The sequence below is a fragment of the Geothrix sp. genome (assembly GCF_020622065.1).
Lineage (GTDB): Bacteria > Acidobacteriota > Holophagae > Holophagales > Holophagaceae > Geothrix.
In genome coordinates this window covers 943,031-962,933 of the sequence record NZ_JAHRYQ010000002.1, presented here as the reverse complement: position 1 = coordinate 962,933, position 19,903 = coordinate 943,031, and the positions used below count along the sequence as shown (strand labels likewise).

Annotated in this window: 18 protein-coding genes and 2 tRNA genes; 15 read left to right on the top strand and 5 right to left on the bottom strand. The window is 67.8% G+C overall.

Going from position 1 to position 19,903, the window contains the following annotated elements:
* The first annotated feature begins 20 nt into the window (after positions 1-20).
* Positions 21-96: transfer RNA gene (locus QZ647_RS13930), tRNA-Phe, on the top strand.
* Positions 97-1,004: 908 nt separating this feature from the next.
* Here the strand turns inward: QZ647_RS13930 and QZ647_RS13925 are convergent.
* Positions 1,005-1,721: a hypothetical protein gene (locus tag QZ647_RS13925; protein ID WP_291272740.1), complete on the bottom strand. Its 717-nt coding sequence runs from the start codon at positions 1,719-1,721 to the stop codon at positions 1,005-1,007.
* Positions 1,722-1,859: 138 nt separating this feature from the next.
* Here QZ647_RS13925 and QZ647_RS13920 point away from each other — a divergent pair.
* Positions 1,860-1,935 (top strand) — tRNA-Phe (locus QZ647_RS13920).
* A gap of 171 nt (positions 1,936-2,106) precedes the next feature.
* Here QZ647_RS13920 and QZ647_RS13915 read toward each other — a convergent pair.
* Positions 2,107-3,408, bottom strand: coding sequence for a S8 family serine peptidase (locus QZ647_RS13915; protein ID WP_291272739.1), 1,302 nt, complete (start codon positions 3,406-3,408; stop codon positions 2,107-2,109).
* Between the two features lie 300 nt (positions 3,409-3,708).
* Between QZ647_RS13915 and QZ647_RS13910 the strand changes: the two genes are divergently transcribed.
* Positions 3,709-4,302: a hypothetical protein gene (locus QZ647_RS13910; RefSeq protein ID WP_291272738.1), complete on the top strand. Its 594-nt coding sequence runs from the start codon at positions 3,709-3,711 to the stop codon at positions 4,300-4,302.
* Between the two features lie 62 nt (positions 4,303-4,364).
* Here the strand turns inward: QZ647_RS13910 and QZ647_RS13905 are convergent, their stop codons facing one another.
* Positions 4,365-4,976 (bottom strand): SurA N-terminal domain-containing protein, encoded by a 612-nt coding sequence (locus QZ647_RS13905; protein WP_291272737.1) that lies wholly within the window; start codon positions 4,974-4,976, stop codon positions 4,365-4,367.
* Positions 4,977-5,031: 55 nt separating this feature from the next.
* On the opposite strand from QZ647_RS13905, the gene QZ647_RS13900 reads away from it, so the two are divergent.
* From QZ647_RS13900 to QZ647_RS13865, 8 genes are all read left to right on the top strand, one after another.
* The gene (locus QZ647_RS13900) at positions 5,032-5,325 is read left to right on the top strand and encodes a glutaredoxin family protein (protein WP_291272736.1); all 294 of its coding nucleotides are present in this window, start codon (positions 5,032-5,034) and stop codon (positions 5,323-5,325) included.
* 89 nt (positions 5,326-5,414) lie between these two features.
* Positions 5,415-6,458: a rod shape-determining protein gene (locus QZ647_RS13895; RefSeq protein ID WP_286354710.1), complete on the top strand. Its 1,044-nt coding sequence runs from the start codon at positions 5,415-5,417 to the stop codon at positions 6,456-6,458.
* A gap of 15 nt (positions 6,459-6,473) precedes the next feature.
* Positions 6,474-7,361 carry a rod shape-determining protein MreC gene (mreC, locus tag QZ647_RS13890; RefSeq protein ID WP_291272735.1) on the top strand — a complete coding sequence of 296 codons (888 nt, stop codon included), beginning with the start codon at positions 6,474-6,476 and terminating at the stop codon, positions 7,359-7,361.
* Entirely contained in the window at positions 7,358-7,846 is a 489-nt protein-coding gene (locus QZ647_RS13885; RefSeq protein WP_291272734.1) for a hypothetical protein, read from the top strand. The genes mreC and QZ647_RS13885 overlap by 4 nt, the downstream gene beginning before the upstream one ends.
* Entirely contained in the window at positions 7,846-9,753 is a 1,908-nt protein-coding gene (gene mrdA, locus QZ647_RS13880) for a penicillin-binding protein 2 (protein ID WP_291272733.1), read from the top strand. Before QZ647_RS13885 ends, mrdA begins: the two co-directional genes overlap by 1 nt.
* Positions 9,750-10,835, top strand: a complete 1,086-nt coding sequence (gene rodA / locus QZ647_RS13875; RefSeq protein ID WP_291272732.1) for a rod shape-determining protein RodA — start codon at positions 9,750-9,752, stop codon at positions 10,833-10,835. The genes mrdA and rodA overlap by 4 nt, the downstream gene beginning before the upstream one ends.
* The gene (gene ligA, locus QZ647_RS13870) at positions 10,835-12,841 is read left to right on the top strand and encodes an NAD-dependent DNA ligase LigA (RefSeq protein ID WP_291272731.1); all 2,007 of its coding nucleotides are present in this window, start codon (positions 10,835-10,837) and stop codon (positions 12,839-12,841) included. Before rodA ends, ligA begins: the two co-directional genes overlap by 1 nt.
* Before the next feature lie 62 nt (positions 12,842-12,903).
* Positions 12,904-14,229 carry a serine/threonine-protein kinase gene (locus QZ647_RS13865; RefSeq protein WP_291272730.1) on the top strand — a complete coding sequence of 442 codons (1,326 nt, stop codon included), beginning with the start codon at positions 12,904-12,906 and terminating at the stop codon, positions 14,227-14,229.
* A gap of 3 nt (positions 14,230-14,232) precedes the next feature.
* On the opposite strand, the gene QZ647_RS13860 is transcribed toward QZ647_RS13865, so the two are convergent.
* The gene (locus tag QZ647_RS13860; protein ID WP_291272729.1) at positions 14,233-14,646 is read right to left on the bottom strand and encodes a hypothetical protein; all 414 of its coding nucleotides are present in this window, start codon (positions 14,644-14,646) and stop codon (positions 14,233-14,235) included.
* Positions 14,647-14,689: 43 nt separating this feature from the next.
* Between QZ647_RS13860 and QZ647_RS13855 the strand changes: the two genes are divergently transcribed.
* Positions 14,690-15,844 carry a PLP-dependent aspartate aminotransferase family protein gene (locus QZ647_RS13855; protein ID WP_291272728.1) on the top strand — a complete coding sequence of 385 codons (1,155 nt, stop codon included), beginning with the start codon at positions 14,690-14,692 and terminating at the stop codon, positions 15,842-15,844.
* Between the two features lie 86 nt (positions 15,845-15,930).
* On the opposite strand, the gene QZ647_RS13850 is transcribed toward QZ647_RS13855, so the two are convergent.
* A complete protein-coding gene (locus QZ647_RS13850; RefSeq protein WP_291272727.1) occupies positions 15,931-16,455 on the bottom strand; it encodes a class IV adenylate cyclase in 525 nt (174 codons plus the stop codon).
* Between the two features lie 57 nt (positions 16,456-16,512).
* Between QZ647_RS13850 and QZ647_RS13845 the strand changes: the two genes are divergently transcribed.
* The 3 genes from QZ647_RS13845 to QZ647_RS13835 all read left to right on the top strand — a co-directional run bounded on the left by QZ647_RS13845 (position 16,513) and on the right by QZ647_RS13835 (position 19,872).
* A complete protein-coding gene (locus QZ647_RS13845; protein ID WP_291272726.1) occupies positions 16,513-17,817 on the top strand; it encodes a hypothetical protein in 1,305 nt (434 codons plus the stop codon).
* Between the two features lie 102 nt (positions 17,818-17,919).
* Positions 17,920-19,185, top strand: a complete 1,266-nt coding sequence (locus tag QZ647_RS13840; RefSeq protein ID WP_291272725.1) for a response regulator — start codon at positions 17,920-17,922, stop codon at positions 19,183-19,185.
* A 42-nt stretch (positions 19,186-19,227) separates the two neighbouring features.
* Positions 19,228-19,872: a hypothetical protein gene (locus QZ647_RS13835; RefSeq protein WP_291272724.1), complete on the top strand. Its 645-nt coding sequence runs from the start codon at positions 19,228-19,230 to the stop codon at positions 19,870-19,872.
* The last annotated feature ends 31 nt before the right edge of the window (positions 19,873-19,903 follow it).

Sequence of the window (19,903 nt, the reverse complement as noted above, 5' to 3'; positions counted from 1 at the left end):
CTGGTATCCTGGACCTTCCTGCCTGGGTAGCTCAGTTGGTAGAGCAATGGATTGAAAATCCATGTGTCGGCGGTTCGATTCCGTCTCCAGGCACCAATCGAACACCTCATGAGACCCTGAAGCCACAACGGTTTCGGGGTCTTTCGGTGTTGGGACCGCCTGACCTCAAAGAGCCTGTTTCGATACCCCTAATTCTAACCTCTGAGGGTGTCATTCCCCACAAAATTCACCACATCGACCATCAGCTAAAGCCCCGTCAGAACAAAGCGTTCGCAAGGATTGGGCACCCCAGGGAGGGGTTTTCCCTGAGCGTGCTGGGCGAGTGGTGGAAGGGTGGGGGTGGTTCACCTTCATCTCGACCTTCCGTCGGTGGGAGGAGACCCAGGGCGGGGATTTCCTAGCGGAGGAGCCTTGATGCCGCTGTGGAGACGGGACTCAGAGTTACGAACCGAACCCGCCCGCCGAATAAGCCGCCGCGCAGCGTCTGGCTGCCTTCAGCCGTTCCCTGAGGAATGCACCAAGGGAACGGGGTCGGATCGATTTATACTCCCCCTTGGTAATTTAGCGGACACGGAGCCGAGGGACAGGCGAGGTATCTAAGGGTGTTTCTGCACTCCTCTGGTTCCTCACACAGCCTTACCTTCAACCCCATCACCACACCCCGCTCCGAAGGGATGCCTTCTTCCTTCAGTAGCCGCCCAAGCCTTTGCTTCGTCACTGGAGGTTGCTCCTCGAACGCCAGGGCACGGTTCACGGCGTCGAGCAGTTCACCGAAGGGTAGGCAGGCAGCCCCGTCTGGTTCGTAGTAGGTGGCGAGGAAGGCTCGGATGTTGTCGTAGTCCCTCCTGCGGGTGGAGGCTTGTCGAGCGACCCTTCGTGCATTGGCTCGCTCGCCACGGGCACGCTCATGGGCAAGAGCGTTGGTGATGTCCACCTCGCCCCGGATCGTGTCCAGCGTCGAGTAACTGCCAGGCTGATGGGCAATCTCTATCGCCCACGCCACCTCATCCTTCCGCCAGGGATAGCGCCCGCCGTCCTTGTCTTGGCATCGTGGGTTGAAGTGATCCCGGATAATCTCCCAGGTGTTCTGATCGCTCATGCCGTAGTGGATGATGCAGCCCGAGCATGACCCTCACCATCACCCGCACATGAGGGTTCTTGGTGGCGTTATCGATGGCAGTCAGGAACTCATGCACCCGGCTGGCGGGCACGGTTGGGCGGGGCTTTCGCTGGACCCTCAGCAACTCCACCTTGATCGCCTTCCTGAGCCTTCCTCGCTTGACGGCGAAGTTCAGAAGGGTCCGCAGGGAGATCAGGACATTGTTGGTGAATACCGGAGACCTACCAGCCTCCAGCAGCGCATTGCGGAGCAGGTCCACCAGTGCTGCGTCGATCTTGTCTACGGGAATCTTGCCCATGCGAGGGGCAATCCAGACGCGCCAGTGCGCGGTGGCAGAGGTGATGTAGAGCGGACTAGCAGAGGCGGTCTTGGCTGCGAGGAACTCTTGATGGACCTCTTCTAGCAGGAGCACCCTGCGGGTGTCTTTGAGGGCAAGCCTGCCCCGTGCGATGTCCAGGCGAAGCTGGCTCAGAAACAAGGTGGCGGTCTTCAGGTCTGCCGTATGCGTTGTTCCGCGATAGCGGATGCCCTCAACGAGGATGTCGTAGTGCCAGATGGACCCATTCCGCCTCATGAGCCCCGGGGTTTTGCTTCGTGCCATTGCGTCCTCCCAACGGAGGCGCTTTGGGAGAGGCGGAGGAACGATTCCCCACAAAATCCCCACATCGGGCATTGGAGCGTGATCGAAAGCCTATGGATGTCATCGCAAGTGCTGCGATCAGATATCCTGGACCTTCCTGCCTGGGTAGCTCAGTTGGTAGAGCAATGGATTGAAAATCCATGTGTCGGCGGTTCGATTCCGTCTCCAGGCACCAGCAAACGCCCCGATCTTTCAACGATTCGGGGCGTTTCCATGTTCGGTGATGCTGCCTCAAAGGGCCCGGTGGGATGCCCTGATTCTGATATTTGCGGGGTTGAATCCCCGCAAAGGTCCCACATTCGGATCCGAGCCCGAACCCGCGGTGAGGCTGGGTCGTCGCTTCGGTTCAGCGCACGGCTGCCAGGGCGTTCACGCGACCCCGGCTCGAATAGGGATCCGCGCCCGGCGCGAGGATGTCCTCGGCGCTCTGCTCGATTCTCCGCTTCAGCTCGGCCGGCGGCAGCTTTCCATATTTGCCCACGATCAGGGCTGCCACGCCGGAGACATGCGGTGCCGCCATGGAGGTTCCAGCGGCGAAAAAGTAGCCGGTGGCGCTTCCCGGGCTGATCACCATGTCGAAGGGATAGCTCGAGGCGTTGACATAGTCGCCGCCTGGGGCGGCCACGCTCACCACGGATTGACCAAAGTTCGTGTAGGAGGCCGCCCGGTCGAAGTTGGCCAATCCGTTTGGTCCGGTGGCGGCGATTGCCATGCCGTTGCCCGACTGCGCTGGGATGGACCAGAGGCGGCTGTTGAGATCAACGCCGTCATTGCCCGCGGCGCTGACACACAGGGTGCCTGCGGCGGTGGCGTGGTTGATGGCCCGGTTGAGGGCGGCGATCAGTGGGCCAGCTCCACCGCCACCGGTGTTGATGCGATCGAACACGGTGCCCAGGCTCATGTTGATGACATCGGCTTGGACGAGGGGACCCGAGGCGTACATGAGCCCTTGGATCAGCCACGAGAACGATCCGCTTCCGGATTCCCCAAGCACCTTCACGGCCACAATCTCGGCCTCTGGCGCCACGCCCTGGATCCCGCGGTTGTTGATGGGGGCGGCGATGATGCCGGCCACATGGGTGCCGTGGTTGAAGCCTGCCAGCTTCGGGACCACGCCCTCCCCGGGAACGAAGGATGCGCTGAGGTCCCAATTCAGATTGGGGCTGATGTCTGGATGATCCTTCCAGATCCCGGAATCGAGCACTGCCACCCGCGCCCGTTTGATCCCGTGGCCCCGGTCCCCGTTGAGCGCCGCCTCATCGGCCTTGATCTGGCGGAGGTTCCATTGATAGCCCCAATAAGGCTCTGCGTTGACGCCCAGGGCCTGAAGGTCGGAGGCGGAAGCTTCGATGGCCTTCTCGTTGTTGATCCACTGCACCTCGATGTCCTCGGCGGCCTGCTGCACCCGATGATCGGCGCTGACGATGGTCAGGAACGCCGGGTTGTCGGAGGCTGCCAGCACCACGCCGATGTCGTGGATCCGTCCCGTGACCGTGGCTCCCGCGCGGGCCATCAGGTCGTCCAGGTCCGCGCTCCCGGGCCCCCGGCCCTTGGCCAGGATCAGATAGTTGTGCAGCGGACCCGCCGCGAAGGCAGCGTCACCCGACAGGGCAAGGACGCCCAGCAGTGCCATCGAGAACTTGTTCATCACCGATCTCCTTGATCGAGCCGCCGGCGAGCCGACCGCGTGGTTGGGTGGATGGAAACAAGAACTTGCAAAAGGGAAATGCAAACCAATCCTGATGATTGTTTTTTCTCATGTCAATTCATGACTTTCAAGTTTCCTATATGGTTTTGATTTGGCCTCAATGAGCATCGGACCCTCTCTCAATGCCGGCGCCCTGCCGGCCATCCCGGCGAAGCGAGTCCGCAGTCCATCCGCGCAGACCCGTGCCCCACGAGGATTCTTGGGGGGATTAAGCTGGGGGTTCCCGTTTCGGAGTTCTCGATGCTCTTGCTGTTGATCGCCCCACCCGCCTTGATGGCCCAGGTTCAGGCCCCTGCCACTCTGCAGGCCCTGGAGCAGGTTCAGGACCTGATGGAAGCCATTCCGGAAGCCCTGATCAACGGCAAGCCGGGCGCCATGCGCGGGTTGGTGGCCAAGGCGAAGGTCGGATGGGACAAGGCCCGGCCCGAACTCCGGAAGACGATGCCCGAGCCCGAGCTCATCTTCATCGACCGGCAGCTGAAGGCCATGCAGACGATGAAGCCCCGGGAGCAGGCGGTGGGCGCCCTGGGCATCTCGTCCACACTGAGCCGCTTCCAGGGGAAGTCGCGCCAGCAGGACCTGCTGGCGGCGGACCGGGCGACCATGCTGGCGTGGTGCGGCGTGGACGCGGGGCAGTGGAACCAGCTGCCCCGGGTGGCCGAGGCCTTCAAGCCCCTGATCGACCAGGACAAGGGCCAGCATCCCCTGGCCGTGGCGGGCATTCAGGAGGCGCTGAAGCGGTTCCAGGTCAGCCAGCAGAAGCACCAGGCGGCCGGGGCCAAGAAGGCCCTAAGGGACCTCCTGGGTTTCGTGGACATGCTCGAGAAGCCTTGAACTGCCGCTTCCCACGCAACGAGGCCCCCGATCGGGGGCCTCGTTGCGTGGGAAGGAGACTCCTACTCCCCTGCGGGCCGGTACTCATCAGCCAGGGTGACAGGCACCTTGGCCTTGATCTCCTTCTGGACTTCCTGGCTCATGGACTGGGCGCGCTGCTGCTTCCAGAGCTCCGGCAGCTGGGCCTTCACGGTTTCGAAGGGGGGGACGCCCTGGGCGCGGCCCGAAGCCTGGAGCAGGGCCACCCGCTCCTTGTAGAAGGCCAGGAGCTGATCGTCGGTGGGCTCGACCTTGGTCATGCGCTTCTGCATCAGCGCCTGGAAGTAGATGTTGGCCTGCTGCTGCTCCATCTGGCGCTTCACGGCGGGTTCCTGGTCCAGGCCGGTCTGCTTGGCGTAGACGGCGATGGCCCTGGACATGGCAATGCGGCTGGCCAGCTGGGCGCGCTCGTCCCGGGCGGCGGGATCGGTCAGGAAGGTCTGGGCATCCTTGGCATCGGGCGACAGGGTCTTCACCACATCCTGGAATTCCGCCTCGGTGATCTTCTCGCCGCCGACATTGGCGATGACGCGGCTGGTGTCGGCCTTGCCCTTGCCGCAACCCACGGACAAGGCCAGCGACAAGGCGAGGGCCGACCCGGCGAAGAGGGCGGCATGATGGGTCAGCTTGGACATGGAATCTCCCCGAAGAGCATCAAAGGATCCAGAATGACAGGTCCGGGAGGATCCCATGAGCCGAATCGAAGACCTGGAAGCCCTGGATCTGGCCGTCTACGGGGCCACCTGGTGCCCGGACTGCCGCCGCCTGGAGGCCTGGCTGGCCGAGCACGGGGTGGCCCATCACAAGGTGGACATCGAGACCGAGCCCGGGGCGGCCGAGAAACTGGAGGCCGAGACGGGCAAGCGGGCCATCCCGTTCGTGCTGGTGGACGGGAAGCGCTGGGTCCGGGGCTACCACAAGGAACTGCCCCAGCGGCTGGATGGGGATCTGCTCGTGGCGGAGCTGCTGGCGGCCCGGCATTGACGCTGGGTGGGTTAGGGCCCGGCCAGCTCTCCGCGGGTGGCCGGGGGGGCCGGTTCATGGCACCCTAGGAGGTTCTCCGGGAGCCGCCAGTGGCCAGCATTTTCTCCAGCCAGTTCTGGTCCAACATCTTCAATTCGGACCTTGCCATCGACCTTGGCACGGCCTCGACCCTGATCCATACCAAGCAGGCTGGCCGCATTGTCATCTATGAGCCCTCCATCGTGGCGGTGAACACCCTCACCCACGAAGTGGAGGCCGTCGGGGACGAGGCCAAGCAGCTGCTGGGCCGGGCCCCCCAGGGTGTCCGCACCATCCGGCCCATGAAGGACGGCATGATCTTCGAGGTGGATGCCGCCGAGAAGATGTTGGCCCAGTTCATCGCCAAGGCCCGGCCGAACCGTGGCATCGCCCGAACCCGCATCGTGGTGAGCGTGCCGCCGCGGGCCCACCAGGTGGCCCGCCGGGCCGTGAAGCAGGTCTGCTACGACGCCAAGGCCGGCGAGGTCTTCATCGTGGACCAGACCATGGTGGCCGCCATCGGCGCCGGGCTGGCCATCAACGAGAAGCGCGGCTGCATGATCGTCGACATCGGCGGGGGCACCACGGATGTGGCGGTCATCAGCTACAACGGCAAGGTCTTCTCGGATTCCATCCTCATCGCCGGCGATGAGATGGACGAGGCCATCATCAAGTACATCCGCGAGAAGTACAATGTGCTCATCTCCGAGGCCTCGGCCGAGGAGGTGAAGTGGACGCTGGGCTCGGCCTTCCCCTCGGAGCTCACGCGCACCATGGAAGTGAGCGGCCGGGACCAGTTCGAGGGCCTGCCGAAGACGCTCACCCTCAACGATGCCGAGATCCGCGAAGCTCTGGCCGAGCCCATCAACGCCATCATCGACCTGGTGCGCAAGGCCCTGAACGAGACCCCGCCCCAGCTGGCGGCGGATCTCATCGACCGCGGCATCTGCCTCACGGGCGGCGGGTCGCTGATCCAGGGGCTGGACGAGCGGCTGCGCAAGGAAACCCACCTGCCGGTCTTCCGGGCCGAGGATCCTCAGACCGCCGTGGTGCGGGGCACCGCGTTGCTGTTGGAGAACATCCCGCTCTTGCGCCGCATCCAGATCCTCGACTAGCCGGAGGGCCCTGACATGCCCGTCCGCGCAGCCAAGTGGGGATGGAGCCGCACGGGGTGGCAGCGTCTCCTCATTGCCCTCCTCTGGCTGGGGCACGGGGCCTGGGCCCTGCTGGGGCCCAACCCGGGGCGCCACTGGAAGACCGCGGCCGATGTGGTATCGCGGCCCTCCCAAGGGCTGGCCTCCCGCTGGCACGCCTGGCGGGTCGCACGGTGGGAGTCGGCCCGCAACCTGGCGGAGACCCGCGCGGAGAATGCCCGTCTGACCGCCGAGCTGGCGCAGCTCCGAACCTTGGCGGCCCAGGAGGCCCCGCGCCAGATGGAGGCCGAGGAGGCGGTGCGCCTGATGGGTCTGAAGCGCCAGATCCCCCTCGAACTGAAGGCCGCGCGCGTCATCTTCAGCACCCGGCCCGCGGCCTTCGGAGGTCTGATCCTGGACCGGGGCCAGGACCTGGGGCTCGTGCCGGACCAGGGGGTGCTGGTGCCCGAGGGCATTGTGGGTCGGCTCTGGTCCGTGGGCCCGACGCAGTCCAAGATCCTGCCCGCGGACGCCCCCAATGCCTCGGTGGCCGTCATGCTCATGCGGAGCCGCGCCACGGGTGTGCTTCAGGGGCTGGGCTCGGGCCGCGCCACGATCCGCTACATCAGCAACCAGGAGGTGGTGCAGGTGGGCGAGGCCGTGCTCACTTCGGGGCTGGACCGGGTGTTCCCCCGGGGCCTGCTGGTGGGCTATGTGGCGGAAGTGACCCAAGGCGACCTGGAGTTGCGGGTGGTGGTGAACCTCTCGGCGCCCCTGGATCGGGCCTCCCTGGTGCTGCTCCTGCCCTCCCAGCCGCCGCTGGAGGTGCAGCCGCCCTTTGTCGCACCCGAACAGAAGCCGCAGCGCAAGCGGGGGACGCCATGAGGCCATCGGAGCCGTCCCTCACCCGCCAGAACCTGCTCTGCGCCGCCGCCCTGGGGCTGGTGGTGCTGTGCGCACCCTTCCCGCCGCTGCAGGCCGTGGCCCACGCCATGCTGGTGTTGGCGCTGGCCCCTCGGGCCGGCTCGCCCCTCACCGGCGTGCTCTGGGCTGTCGCCGCAGGCTGGGCTCTTGAAGGCTCCCTGCGGCTGTATCCGCACCTCGGGGGAACGGCCTGGGCGGACCTGAGCGTGACGCTCCTGGCTGGCTGGATGGCCGGCCGCTGGCCGCTGGAGGGGCTGAAGGGCTGGCTGGCTCGGCTGGCCTCTCTGCTGGTCCTGCAGATCTTCCTGGTTCATGGGGCCGTGCGTCTGGCTGCGGGCCCCCACCCCTGGGGCTATGGTTGGCTTTGGGCAGCCCTGAGCCTGCCTCTGTGGGGCTGGGCGACCTGGCGACTCCTGCACGCCGGACCCTCGCCGCGGCTGCGCTGATGGACCCCCGGCAGCGCCCGACCCTGGACCGGCGCCTGGGCGTGTTCAAGGCTCTGGCCTGGGGCCTGGTGGCCCTGTTGGTGCTGATCTACGCCTGGCTGCAGCTGGTGCGGCACGGCGAGTTCAAGCAGCTGGCCCTCCAGCAGGCGGTGAAGGTGCGCCCCATCGCTGCACCCCGTGGCCTGGTGCTGGACCGCAACGGTCACCGCCTGGTGGACAATCGCCGGGCGCTCCATCTGGTGGTCCAGCGCGAGGACCTGCCCGCGCGGCCGGAGGTGGTGGAAGCCCTGGCCCAGGCGCTGGAGCTGGATCCCGCCGCCCTGGCCCGGAAGATCCAGATCTACCGCACCGCCGGCAAGGGACGGCCCCTGGTGCTGAAGGAGAACCTGGACGAGGCGGGCATCGCCCTGGCGGAGCGGGTCCGCGCCCGCTTCCCCTTCCTCAGCGTGGAAGTGGCGCCCCGCCGGGTGTATCTCGGGGACGAGCTGGCGGGCCACGCGCTGGGCTATGTGGGGGAAGTGGATGAGGAGCTGATGAAGGCCAAGCCTGGGCTCTTCCGCCTGGGCGAGACCATCGGCAAAGAGGGCTTCGAGGCCAGCGGCAATGACCGGCTGAAGGGCGTGGACGGCCAGAAGCGGATCCTGGTCGATCAGCTCGGCACGGAAGTGGCGAATTTCGGCCAGGAGGACGCCACGGCGGGCCGGAGCCTCTTCCTCACGCTGGATGCGGGTCTCCAGAAGATCATGCAGGAGGCCTATGGCGAGGAGGCCGGTGCCGCCGTGGTGCTGGACCTGCGGGATGGGGGCATCCTGGCGATGTACTCCAGCCCCTCGTACGACCCGAACCTGTTCCTCAACCGGCTCAGCCAGGACATGGTGGATCGCTACCTGAACAACCCCACGCGTCCCATGGTGAACCGGGCCATCCAGGGCATCTACGCGCCGGGCTCCACTTTTAAGCTGCTGGTGGCCCTGGCGGCGCTGGAGAAGGGCATCGCCACACCCCAGACGGCGGTCTACTGCGCGGGCAAGAAGAACTACTACGGCCGAGACTTCCGCTGCGACAAGCCCACGGGTCACGGCAGCCTCTCCATGGTGCAGGCCATCGCCCAGAGCTGCGATGTCTATTTCTACGAGTTGGCCTCCCGCATGGACATCGACGACATCTACGCCACGGCGGAGAAGTACGGGCTGACCGAGCGCACGGGCATCGACCTGCCCCGGGAGAAGCGGACCCGCATCCCGAGCCGGGCCTGGAAGCGCAAAGCCGTGCCCAAAGACCCCAAGTGGTATGCAGGCGAGACCATCAGCGTGGGCATCGGCCAGGGGGCCGTGGGCGTGACGCCCATCGGCCTGGCACGGTTCTACGCGCTCCTGGGTACCCGGGGCAAGCTCGTCACCCCGCATCTGTTCTACGGTTTCCGCGGAGACCAGACGAATGCGCTGGAGCCCGCGGCTCCGCCCCCCTTCAAGGACACTCCCTTGGACCCGAAGCACTGGGCCGTGCTCGACGAGGGGCTCCGCGAGGTGGTGCAGGGAGGGACAGCCGGCGCCAACCCCTTCATCCGTGAGATCGCCAAGCTGATTCCCTTCTCGGGGAAGACCGGCACGGCCCAGGTGGCCACCTTCGTCGACAAGGCCCACTACGCGCGGCAGGCGAAGAAGTTCAAGGACCACGCCCTCTTCGCGGGGTACGCGCCCGCGGACCGCCCGCAGATCGCCTTCGCGGTGGTGGTGGAGAATGCCGGTTTCGGCTCCACGGCCGCCGCCCCCATCGCGGCGAAGCTCGTGAAGTACTGGTTCATGGATCGCCTCAGCAACCCCCTGCCGCCGCCGCGGGGCCGCATGGTGGATCCCTTCGCTCCGGCGGCGACGCCGGCCGCGCCCGCGGCCGAGGGGGCGGAATGAAGGAGCGTCTGCGTGCCCTGGACCCGCGCCTGCTGTGGGTGATCCTGGCCCTCACGCTGCTGGGCACGCTGACGCTGTTCTCGGCGGGCCGGAACACGCCCCAGGCGGGCATCTGGCTCAAGCAGATGCTCTGGAACCTCATGGGCATGCTGCTCATGCTGCTGCTGGCCAACACCTACCCCCGCCGGATCTTCCGCTACAGCTTCCTCGCCTACCTGCTTGGCCTCGTGGCCCTGGCGGCGGTGCTGGTGGTGGGCAAGAAGATCGGCGGCGCCACCCGGTGGTTCGTCATCGCCGGTCAGACCTTCCAGCCTTCCGAGCTGATGAAGTGGGTGACGCTGCTCTATGTGTCGCAGCGGCTGGGCTCCCGCCCGGTGGATTCGGTGGGCCGGCTGGAGCTGTTCGGCGCGGTGGGCCTGGTGGTCTTCCCCATGCTGCTCATCCAGCGCCAGCCCGACCTTGGCATGGCCCTCAGCTTCCTGCCGATCCTGCTGATCATCCCTCTGATGAAGGGGCTGCGGGCCCGCTGGGTGGCGGGGCTCCTGCTGCTGATCGTCGTGGGCGGCTTCGGCGCCTGGAAGGTCGCCCTCAAGCCTTACCAGAAGCAGCGGGTGATGATCTTCCTGGATCCTTCCAGCGATCTTCAGGGCAAGGGCTATCAGGTGAACCAGAGCCGCATCGCCATCGGTGCCGGTGGGCTCATCGGGAAGGGCTTCACCAGCGGGTCCCAGACGCAGCTGAACTTCCTCCCGGTGAAGACCACGGACTTCGCCTTCAGCGTGTGGGCTGAGGAGCGGGGCTTCATCGGCGTGCTCATCGTCCTGGGGCTGTTCGGCCTGCTGCTCAGCCGGATTCTCGACGCCGCCAAGGCCGCGCACTCGAACGCCGAGGCCTACTTCTGCGCCGGGGCCGCCGGCATCTTCGCCCTGCACTTGATGGTGAATGTGGGCATGGTGGCGGGAGCCCTGCCCAACAAGGGCATGGTGCTGCCCTTCTTCAGCGCGGGCGGCAGCAGCACCTTGAGTTTCTTTCTGGCCCTGGGTCTGATCATGGGCATCCTGCATCGATCGAGGGTGAAGTGATGGACCTGCAGAGGCGCATGAAGGACTTGGCGGACCAGGTGCGGACGCACCGGCACCGCTACTATGTGCTCGACCAGCCCAGCGTCTCCGACGCGGAGTACGATGCGCTGGAACGGGAACTCAGGGCCCTGGAGGAGGCCCACCCGGATCTGGCCGATCCCAACAGCCCCACTACCCGCGTGGGTGCGCCGCCGGTCGAGGCCTTCGAGAAGCGCCGCCACGGCACCCCCATGCTCAGCCTCGACAATGCCTACTCCGAAGCCGAGCTGCGGGAATGGGAATTGAAATGGCGGAAGCTGGCGCCGGAGGCCGAGCCGCGCTATGCCGCCGAGCTGAAGGTGGACGGCCTGTCCCTGTCGCTGCGCTACGAGGGCCGCGTCCTGGTGGAGGCACTGACCCGCGGGGATGGGGAGACCGGCGAGCTGGTGACGGAAAATGCCCGCACCATCGCGGACATCCCCCTGACGCTGCCGGCAGAGGCGCCGGAGCGCCTGATCGTCCGCGGCGAGGTGTTCCTTTCCCGCAAGCGCTGGGAGGAGCTGAACCGCCAGCGGGACGCGCGGGCCGAGGCCCGCTTCGCCAATCCCCGCAACGCCGCCAGCGGCACCATGAAGCTGCTGGACAGCCGGGAGGTGGCGGCCCGCGGCCTCTCCTTCCTGCCCTGGCAGGTGCTCCGGGAGGCCGGTGATTCGGAAGATCACGCCTCTGCCATGGCCCGCCTCGCCACCTGGGGGTTCGGCAGGATGCCGGCCCACGCCGAGGGTGGCCTGGAGGCGGTGCAGGCTTTCATCGGCGACCAGGCCGAGGCCCGCTTGAAGCTTCCCTTCGATACGGATGGCGTGGTGCTCAAGGTCCTCGATCCCGAGGTGCAGAGGCGCCTCGGCGCCACGGACCGCGTGCCGCGCTGGGCCATCGCGTTCAAATACCCCGCGACGCAGGTGACCACCACGGTGCTGGGCATCACCTGGCAGGTGGGCCGCACGGGCAAGCTCACGCCGGTGGCAGAGCTGGAGGCAGTCGAAGTGGCCGGCTCCACCGTGCGCCGCGCCACTCTCCACAATGCCGACGAGCTGGCGCGCCTCGGGCTGAAGGTGGGCCACCGTGTGTTCATCGAGAAGGGTGGGGAGGTCATCCCCAAGGTGGTGGCCCTGGTGCCGGGCGAAGAGGATCGGGTCCTTCCCGCGCCGACCATTCCAGCGGCCTGCCCGGTCTGCGGAGGCGAGGTGGGCAAGGCGGACGATGCCGAGGTCGCCATCCGCTGCCTCAACCCCGAGTGCCCCGCCAAACTCACGGCCCGCATGCTCCACTTCGGCGGGCGGTCGGCCCTGGACATCGAAGGCATGGGGGAGGCTCTGGTGGAGCAGCTGGTGGCTTCGGGCCGCTTCGAACAGCCCTGGGAGATCCTGACCCTGCTGGACGAGCCTCTGCTCGGCTTGGCCTATCTCTCGGGCCTGGACCGCATGGCGGAGAAGTCCGCGCAGAACCTCCTGGAGGCCCTCGCCGCCACCCGGGTGAAGCCCCTGGCCCGCTGGATCCACGCCCTGGGGATTCCCATGGTGGGTGCCCGGACGGCAGAGCTGCTGGCCGAGGCTTACCCTTCCCTGGGGGCGCTGTGGGCCGAGGAGGAGGGCCGCCTGCAGGCCGTGGAGGAGGTGGGACCCAAGGTGGCCGCGGCCTTGCGGGTCTTCGCGGCGCTGCACCCGGACCTGCCCACGCGACTGGCCTCGCTGGGTGTGCAGCCCACGCCCCCGCCGGTGCGCGACCGGGGGGGCCTCCCGCTATCGGGCGAGGTCGCGGTGGTCACGGGCACCCTGCCCACGCTTTCGCGGGAAGACGCCGAAGGCCTGCTGAAGCAGCTCGGAGCCAAGGTCACGAGCAGCGTCTCGCCCAAGACCACGGTGCTGGTGGCCGGGGAGAAGGCGGGATCCAAGCTGGCCAAGGCCGAGGCGCTGGGCATCCCCGTGCGGGACGAGGCCTGGCTGCTGGGTCTCGGGATGGCGCCATGAAATCCCTGGACGGAATCCGCGCCTCCGTCCGATGATCGGGGGTCCATCGTCCTGGAACCCCCGTGTTGACGCGCCTTGGGAAGTTCGAAATCGTCCGGTTGCTCGCCCAGGGAAGCATGGGTGAAGTGTATGTGGGCCGGGATCCGATCATCGGCCGTGAGGTGGCCATCAAGGTCATCCATCCCTCGGCAGGCATGGGGCCGGAGGCCCGCGAGCGCTTCGCCATGGAGGCCCGCGCCGCCGGGGTGCTGAACCACCCGAACATCGTCACGATCCACGAAATGGGGGAGGAGCAGGGTGTGCTCTACCTCGCCATGGAGCTGGTGAAGGGGGAGGACCTGGGCACGCTCATCCGGGCCGGCACCATCACCCCCCAGGACGCGCTCGAGGTGCTGGCCCAGGTCTGCGATGGCCTTGCCGTGGCCCATCGCCAGAAGGTGCTCCACCGGGACATCAAGCCCTCGAACATCCGCGTGGTCTGGGACGGGAAGAACCTCCAGGCCAAGGTGCTGGACTTCGGCGTGGCCAAGGTCTTCAACTCGGATGCCACGGACGAGGGCACGGTGTTCGGGACCGTAAACTACATGGCGCCGGAGTACCTTCAGAGCGGCCGCTCGGATCCCCGCAGCGACCTCTTCGCGGTGGGCGTGATCCTGTTCGAGGCCCTGGCCGGCGTGCCGCCCTTCGACGGCCCCAGCCCCGGCGCGGTGATCTACCGGTTGCTCCACGAGACGCCCCCCCTGCTGTCCCAGCAGGCCTGCCGGGGCATCAGCCGGGATGTGCAGGGCATCCTGAATCGCGCCCTGGCGAAGGATCCGGCGAACCGCTTCCAGACGGCGGAGGATCTGGCGGTCGTGCTGCGTTCGGCCAAGGATCCCGCCTGGCGCTGGGATCAGGAGCGCCCCACCCAGGCCCACCAGGTCCGGCGCCCCGCGTCCGGATGGGTACCGGCTCCGCCGACGCCTCCCCGGGGCCTGCCGATTCCCCGACCTCCGGCGCCGCGGGCCCCGGGAGCTCCGGGGACGGAGGCTTCCCCCGCCCCAGCCGCCCGTGAGAGCGGCCGCGAGGCTCCCAGAAGCACGGACGCCTCCCAGGGCCGCGCCGAGGTCCGGCGGGATGTTCTCGAGACCACCCGCCGCCAGCTGACCCAAGCCCTCGAGATCGATCCCGGCAATGCGGGAGCTCACGCCCTCCTCCTGGTCACCCTCTACCGGCTGGGGCAGCTGGACGCGATGATGCAGTGCCTGCGCCGGGCCCGCGACCGGGGTCTCCCGGCCTCGACCCTGCGGGGGGTTCCCCGGTGCGCCCAGCTGGTGATCGACGAGGAGCGCGCCTATCGCCTGCCGCTGGAGCTGCACCAGGAGTTCATGAGCTACCTGGGCTCCTGACGCTCAGCGTTCCTGGATCCCGAGCAACCGCCAGTCCCCTCCCGCCTCCCGCCAGTGCAGCCGGAAGCTTCGGCGGGAGGCGTCCTGCGGCAGGAGGCCGCCGCTGCGCCCGGTGAGGACCAGGTCCACCTCCTGGAAGGCGTCGTTTCCCTTCACGGCGACCTGGTTCTGCATCACGGTGACGCCGACCCGCTCCTGGCGGAAGGTGCCCAGGAGGAAGGCCCGGGCCATGGCCTTGTCCATGCCCTCGGGGCCGCGGAAGGCGGCATCCAGGGGGGCGGTCGCGGCGGCGGCATCCCCGGCCTCCACGGCGGCGCGGCAGGCCTCGAAGGCCTTCCGGACCTGCTCTTCGGGCTTGTCGGAGTGACAAGCCAGGGAGGCCAGCGACAGCGAAACCGAAGCGATGCTTTTCCTCATGGCGGCACCCCATCACACTGAAGGATCACCGAAGGATGGTCCCATGAACACCGAAGGCCGTTTCGATACCCGCTGCATCCACGCAGGCCAGGCGCCGGATCCCACCAACGGCGCCATCATGACGCCGGTCTACTTCACCAGCACCTACATCCAGGAGGGGCTGGGCATCAACAAGGGCTTCGACTACGCCCGTGTGCGCAACCCCACCCGCGATGCCCTGGAGGGCAACCTCGCGGCGCTGGAGGGCGGCGCCCACGGCATGGCCTTCGGTTCGGGCATGGCGGCGGTGCAGGCCATCTTCGAGCAGCTCTCCAGCGGCGACCATGTGGTGCTGGGCGACAATGTCTACGGCGGCACCTTCCGCCTGCTGGACAAGGTGATGACCCGGTTCGGCCTCTCGTACACCCAGGTGGATACCGGCGATCTGGCGGCCTTCCAGGCGGCGCTGCGCCCGAACACCAAGCTGGTGATGCTGGAGACGCCCACCAACCCCATGCTGGGGATCACGGACATCCCCGGCGTGCGGCGCGTGATGACGCAGATGGGCTGCACGGCCGTGTTGGCGGTGGACAACACCTTCGCCACGCCGTACAACCAGCGGCCCCTGGAGCTGGGGGCGGACCTGGTCTTCCACTCCACGACCAAGTATCTGAACGGCCACAGCGACTCCATCGGCGGCATCGCCATCACCAACCGCGAGGACATCGCCGAGGGCCTGCGCTTTCACCAGAAGGCCGCCGGCGGCATTCTCTCGCCCATGGAATCCTGGCTCATCCTGCGGGGCACCAAGACGCTGCACCTCCGCATGGAGCGCCACAATGCCAGTGCCCTTCGCATCGCCCGCTGGCTCGAAGAGCGCAAGGATCTGAAGGCCGTCTACTACCCGGGCCTCGAATCCCATCCCCAGCACGCCCTGGCCAAGCAGCAGATGAAGGGCTTCTCGGGCATCGTGAGCTTCGACACGGGCGATGCCGAGCGCACGCGGCGCATGGCCTCCTCGTTCAAGGTCTTCTCCCTGGCCGAGAGCCTGGGCGGCGTGGAGAGCCTCGTCTGCCACCCTGCCAGCATGACCCACGGCAGCGTGCCCGAGGCCGACCGCCAGCGCCTGGGCATCAACGACAACCTCCTCCGCCTCAGCGTGGGCGTGGAGGATGTCCAGGACCTCATCGAGGACCTGGAGCGCGTGCTGAAGGCCTAGCAGGCTGGTCGCGGAAGGCGCGGAGAGAGGACTGGTTCTTCTCTCCGCGCCTTCCGCATCGATCCCGTCTTCCGCGACCAGCTTCTTCAGCCCAGGCCGTGCGCCTGGTACAGCTCGGGGTAGCTGCGGGGCTCGGCGCGGTCGGGGGCCAGGCCCAAGCCTTCCATGGCGACGCGGATGGCCTGGGGGTCGCCCTCTAGTTCGAGGTAGCAACCGAAGGGGGTCTCGTCGAGGCAGGCTTCGAGCTCCGCGCGCTCCCACACGGCCCGCACCTTCTCCATGCGCAGGATGGGCTCGAAGCCGAGGGCGCGGAGGATGGCCTCCAGAGAGGATCCATCCTCGATGCCGGTCTCATGCTCGGGGCGGATCTTCAGGATCGGATCGGGCACCTTGGGGCCCTTCCAGGTCAGGCGGTGGTGGCCCGCGTAGCGACGGGTGCGGAGGGCGGAACCCGCCGTCCGCAGCTCCCCGTTCCGGTCCCAGAGCACGCTGATTTCCGGCTGGGCGGGGACGGCCTCGCGGAACCCCAGGGCTTCCAACAGGGGGCGGTACGGGCCGGTGGCGGGGATGCGCAGTTTCAGCTCGGTCTCCAGGGCGGGTTTGTGCTTCATCTCGGACCGGCCTTCCGCGGGGATGGGGCATGATGGTGCAAAGGCACCGGACCCCTTGTGATCCCCCAACGGTACATCATCGCCAGCCTCTTCATCGCCGCCATGCTGCTGCTCTTCGCGGTGGTGCAGGCGCCGCGTCCTGTGAACGCGGGCGGGGTCACGGCGGTGGAGACGCCCGCACTCATGAACCTCGGGGGCTTCGAGGTCCTGGCGGAGTGGCGCCTGGAGGATGGCTGGTCCCCCCGCTTCCAGGGCGCACAGGATCCCGACCAGTCCGAGCCCTGGCCCTTCGAGGGGGGCTTCGGCACGCCCTGGGAGCCAGCCTCGCCCTACCTCGCGGACCAGGGCCTTGCGCTGAACGGCCCTGGAGGGCGCAGCGAAGTGGTGCTCTGGCGCGGCCTGGAATGGCGCCGGTACCGGTTTGATGCGCCGCTCTGCTCGGCGCGGCTCGATCCCGCCAAGGGCAGCCGTCTGCTGGTGACCCTGCAGATGGGTCCCGCGCGCTTCGAGACCCGGCTGCTGGAGGTACCGGAGGGCCGGGTGATCTGGTCCACCCAGTCCGGTCCCTGGAGCCGCTTCAGCTGGGATGGGCGGGCGGCGCTCCTGGGACTTCCCGAGCCCGCCGAGCCCAGGACGGAGCCGGCCCTGCTGCTCACGACCCTCCCCTTGGAAGGGGAGGCCACCGAACCCACGCTCGCGGCCTGGGATGAACCCGGCCTGCCGGCCCCGCCGCGGGGCCTGGCCACCAAGGTGGAGGCCCTGTCCGAGGATGGCCGGGACCTGCCCGGTGCCCGCCTCGACCTCCCCTGGCACGCCGGCGACCGGCTCTGGTTCCCCCGGGGGGACCGGCTGTGGCATGGCGGCATCCAGGGCTGGACGGCCTGGTGGCTGGAAGGGGGACGGTGGCGCCGCCAAGCTGCGGGGCCGGGCCTGCTCACCGCCCATCCGCCGCAGCGCATGGCCCTGGTGGCGCCCCTGCCCGAGGAGGGCATGGCCCGCCGCACCAGCCCACCAGCCAAGGTGGAATGGAGCCCCGTGCCGGAAGGAGCGCTGCCCTGGCCCGCCTGGGATCCCGCCTGGGCCTGGCGGGAGAATGGCGCCATCGATGCTTGGGACCAGCGGTGGAATGAGAGCGCTCTGCCACCCGAGCGCCAGCGCCAGGCCCTTTTCGAGGCGCATCGCCCCGATTGGCGCGCCGCGGTGAGCCTGCGGGCCTCCGTGAAGGGGTGGCTCCCGCGGGGGCCCGAGGTGGCGCTGAGGGAGCCCCTGGGGACGGCCTGGGTCTGGGTGGGCGACCGCGTGCTGCTGGTGCGCCTGGTGGAGGTGGAACGGCTGCGCGTCCTCAAGAAGCTGCTGCGCTGAATCCTTAGGTTGCCGCGTCGATCGTTTGCGTTGGAAGTGCACATTTCTGGTAGCGTTGTGCCCAGCCACCTCTTTCTTCCTCCCGGCTTCCCGAGGTAACCGATGCCACGTCTCCTCCTCGTGGACGACAATCCGAGCATCCACCGCATTGCCGAGTCCCTTCTGGCCCACACGGATGTGGAACTGGTCTGCGTCGATTCCGCGGCGGAGGCCCTGGATCGCATCGCGCGCGGCGAGCGGTTCGATGTGGCCCTGGTGGACACTGCCATGCCTGGCATGGACGGCTGGACCCTGCTGGGTCGCCTGCGGGCCATGCCGGAGACCGCCCATCTGCCCATCGCCCTCATGGCCGGGGTCCTCGATCCCGTGGACCCCTCCAAGCTGGCGAAGGCCCCGGTGCAGGGCTTCCTGAAGAAGCCCATCGAATTGCGGGAACTGGGCGACCGCGTGAAGGCCCTCCTGGCCACGCCGGTGGTGAGCACGCCCGAGCCCTCCGCCTTCACCACGGTCCCTGCCACCTCCGCCAAGGACCTGGTGCGGATGGCGGAAGCCTCCCTGCCCGAGTTCCGGCCGGAAGCGGCGCCCGTGGAAGCTCATCCGACCCAGGACCTGGACCTGCCCGCCACCGAAGACGATCTCCTGGTGCTCACCGCCGAAGACCTCTGGCCGGAGGAGGCTCCCGTCGCTCCTGGGGCTGGCGAGGTCGATGCCGCGGCGCCGGAGATTCATCTGGAACTCGAGGAACTGGACCTGGAAAGCCTCCAGGATCTCGCCGCCGAGCCCGTGATGCCGGTTCCCGAGGTGGTCGAGCCCTTGGCGGCGCACCCGGAGGACCCCGCGGCGCCTGATGCGGCGGCCTTGGTCGAGCTGCCCGTCGACGAGGACACCGTCACCCTCTCGGGACTCGAGGCGCTGGATGTCTTCCCGACCGACATGGACCTGCCGCCCCTGCCTGAGGTGGAGCCTCCCGCGAAGGCGGCGGGCTTCTCTAGTGGCATGGCGGCCATGGGGGCCACCGGCCTGGCCGCCGCAGCGGCGGCGCTGTTGGGCGAGACGCACGAGCCGGTCTTCCCGCAGGCTGTGGCACCGGTTCCGGCGATCCCAGAACCGGCACCCGAGCCGGTCGCCGAGCCCGCTCCCGAGGCCGCCATCATGGCAGCCCCTGCCGCAGCCGGGCAGGCGCCTGCCGTTGCCGGTCAGCCCGCCGTGCCCTCAGAGCAGGCGCAGGCCCTCGTCCAGGCGCTCCTGGCGGACCCCGTTCTGGTGGATGCCCTGGTCAAGGCGGTGGTCGCGCGCATGGGCGATCAGGTGGTCCGCGAGATCGCCTGGGAAGTCATGCCGGATCTGGCGGGAAGATTGCAGAGGTAGGCCCATGATGCGCCCGGCCTCTCCGTCCCCCAGGTCCCTCCCATGATCACCGGCTACAACACGGATGTACGCCACGGGAACCGGGTCTACCATGTGCAGACGGAGGACAAGGGGCTGTCCAACCCCCGGATCGAGACCCTGATCTATGTGGGGGGCGAGATCCTCGACAGCTACCGCTCCTCGTACGAGGACCTGCTGAACAGCCCCCCGATGGCAGAGTCCGCCATCCAGAGCCGCATGGACGAGCAGCACCGGGCCATCATCCGCGACATCAAGAACGGCAAATACGACCAGACCCCGCCGGACCTCCTGGAGCAGCAGGCTTTCAGCGAGCGGCCCCTGGACCAGGCCATCCTCGAGTTCCTTCAGCAGGAGGGGGATGTGGACACGCTGGAGCTGGTGCTGGACCAGCCCTTGAAGCCCGCCTTCGGGGAGTTGTTCCGGGTGCAGGTGGCCGCCCGGTTGTGCCAGAGCCAGAGCCCCGTGACCGGGGCGGAAGTGACCGTCAAGCTGGTGTCCAGCCTCAAGAAGGCCACCGCCCTGATCTCCGGGCGGACCGATGAGGCGGGTCGCTTCGCCGGTCAGGTCCAGCTGCCTTCCAGCCAACCCGGGCACTGCGCGGTGGTGGTGAGCTGCGCCAGCGACCAGGGCTTCGACGAGGTCAAGGCGGCGGTGGTGGCTGTTTAATTGGCCAAGAAATGATCTAGACATTTTCTCC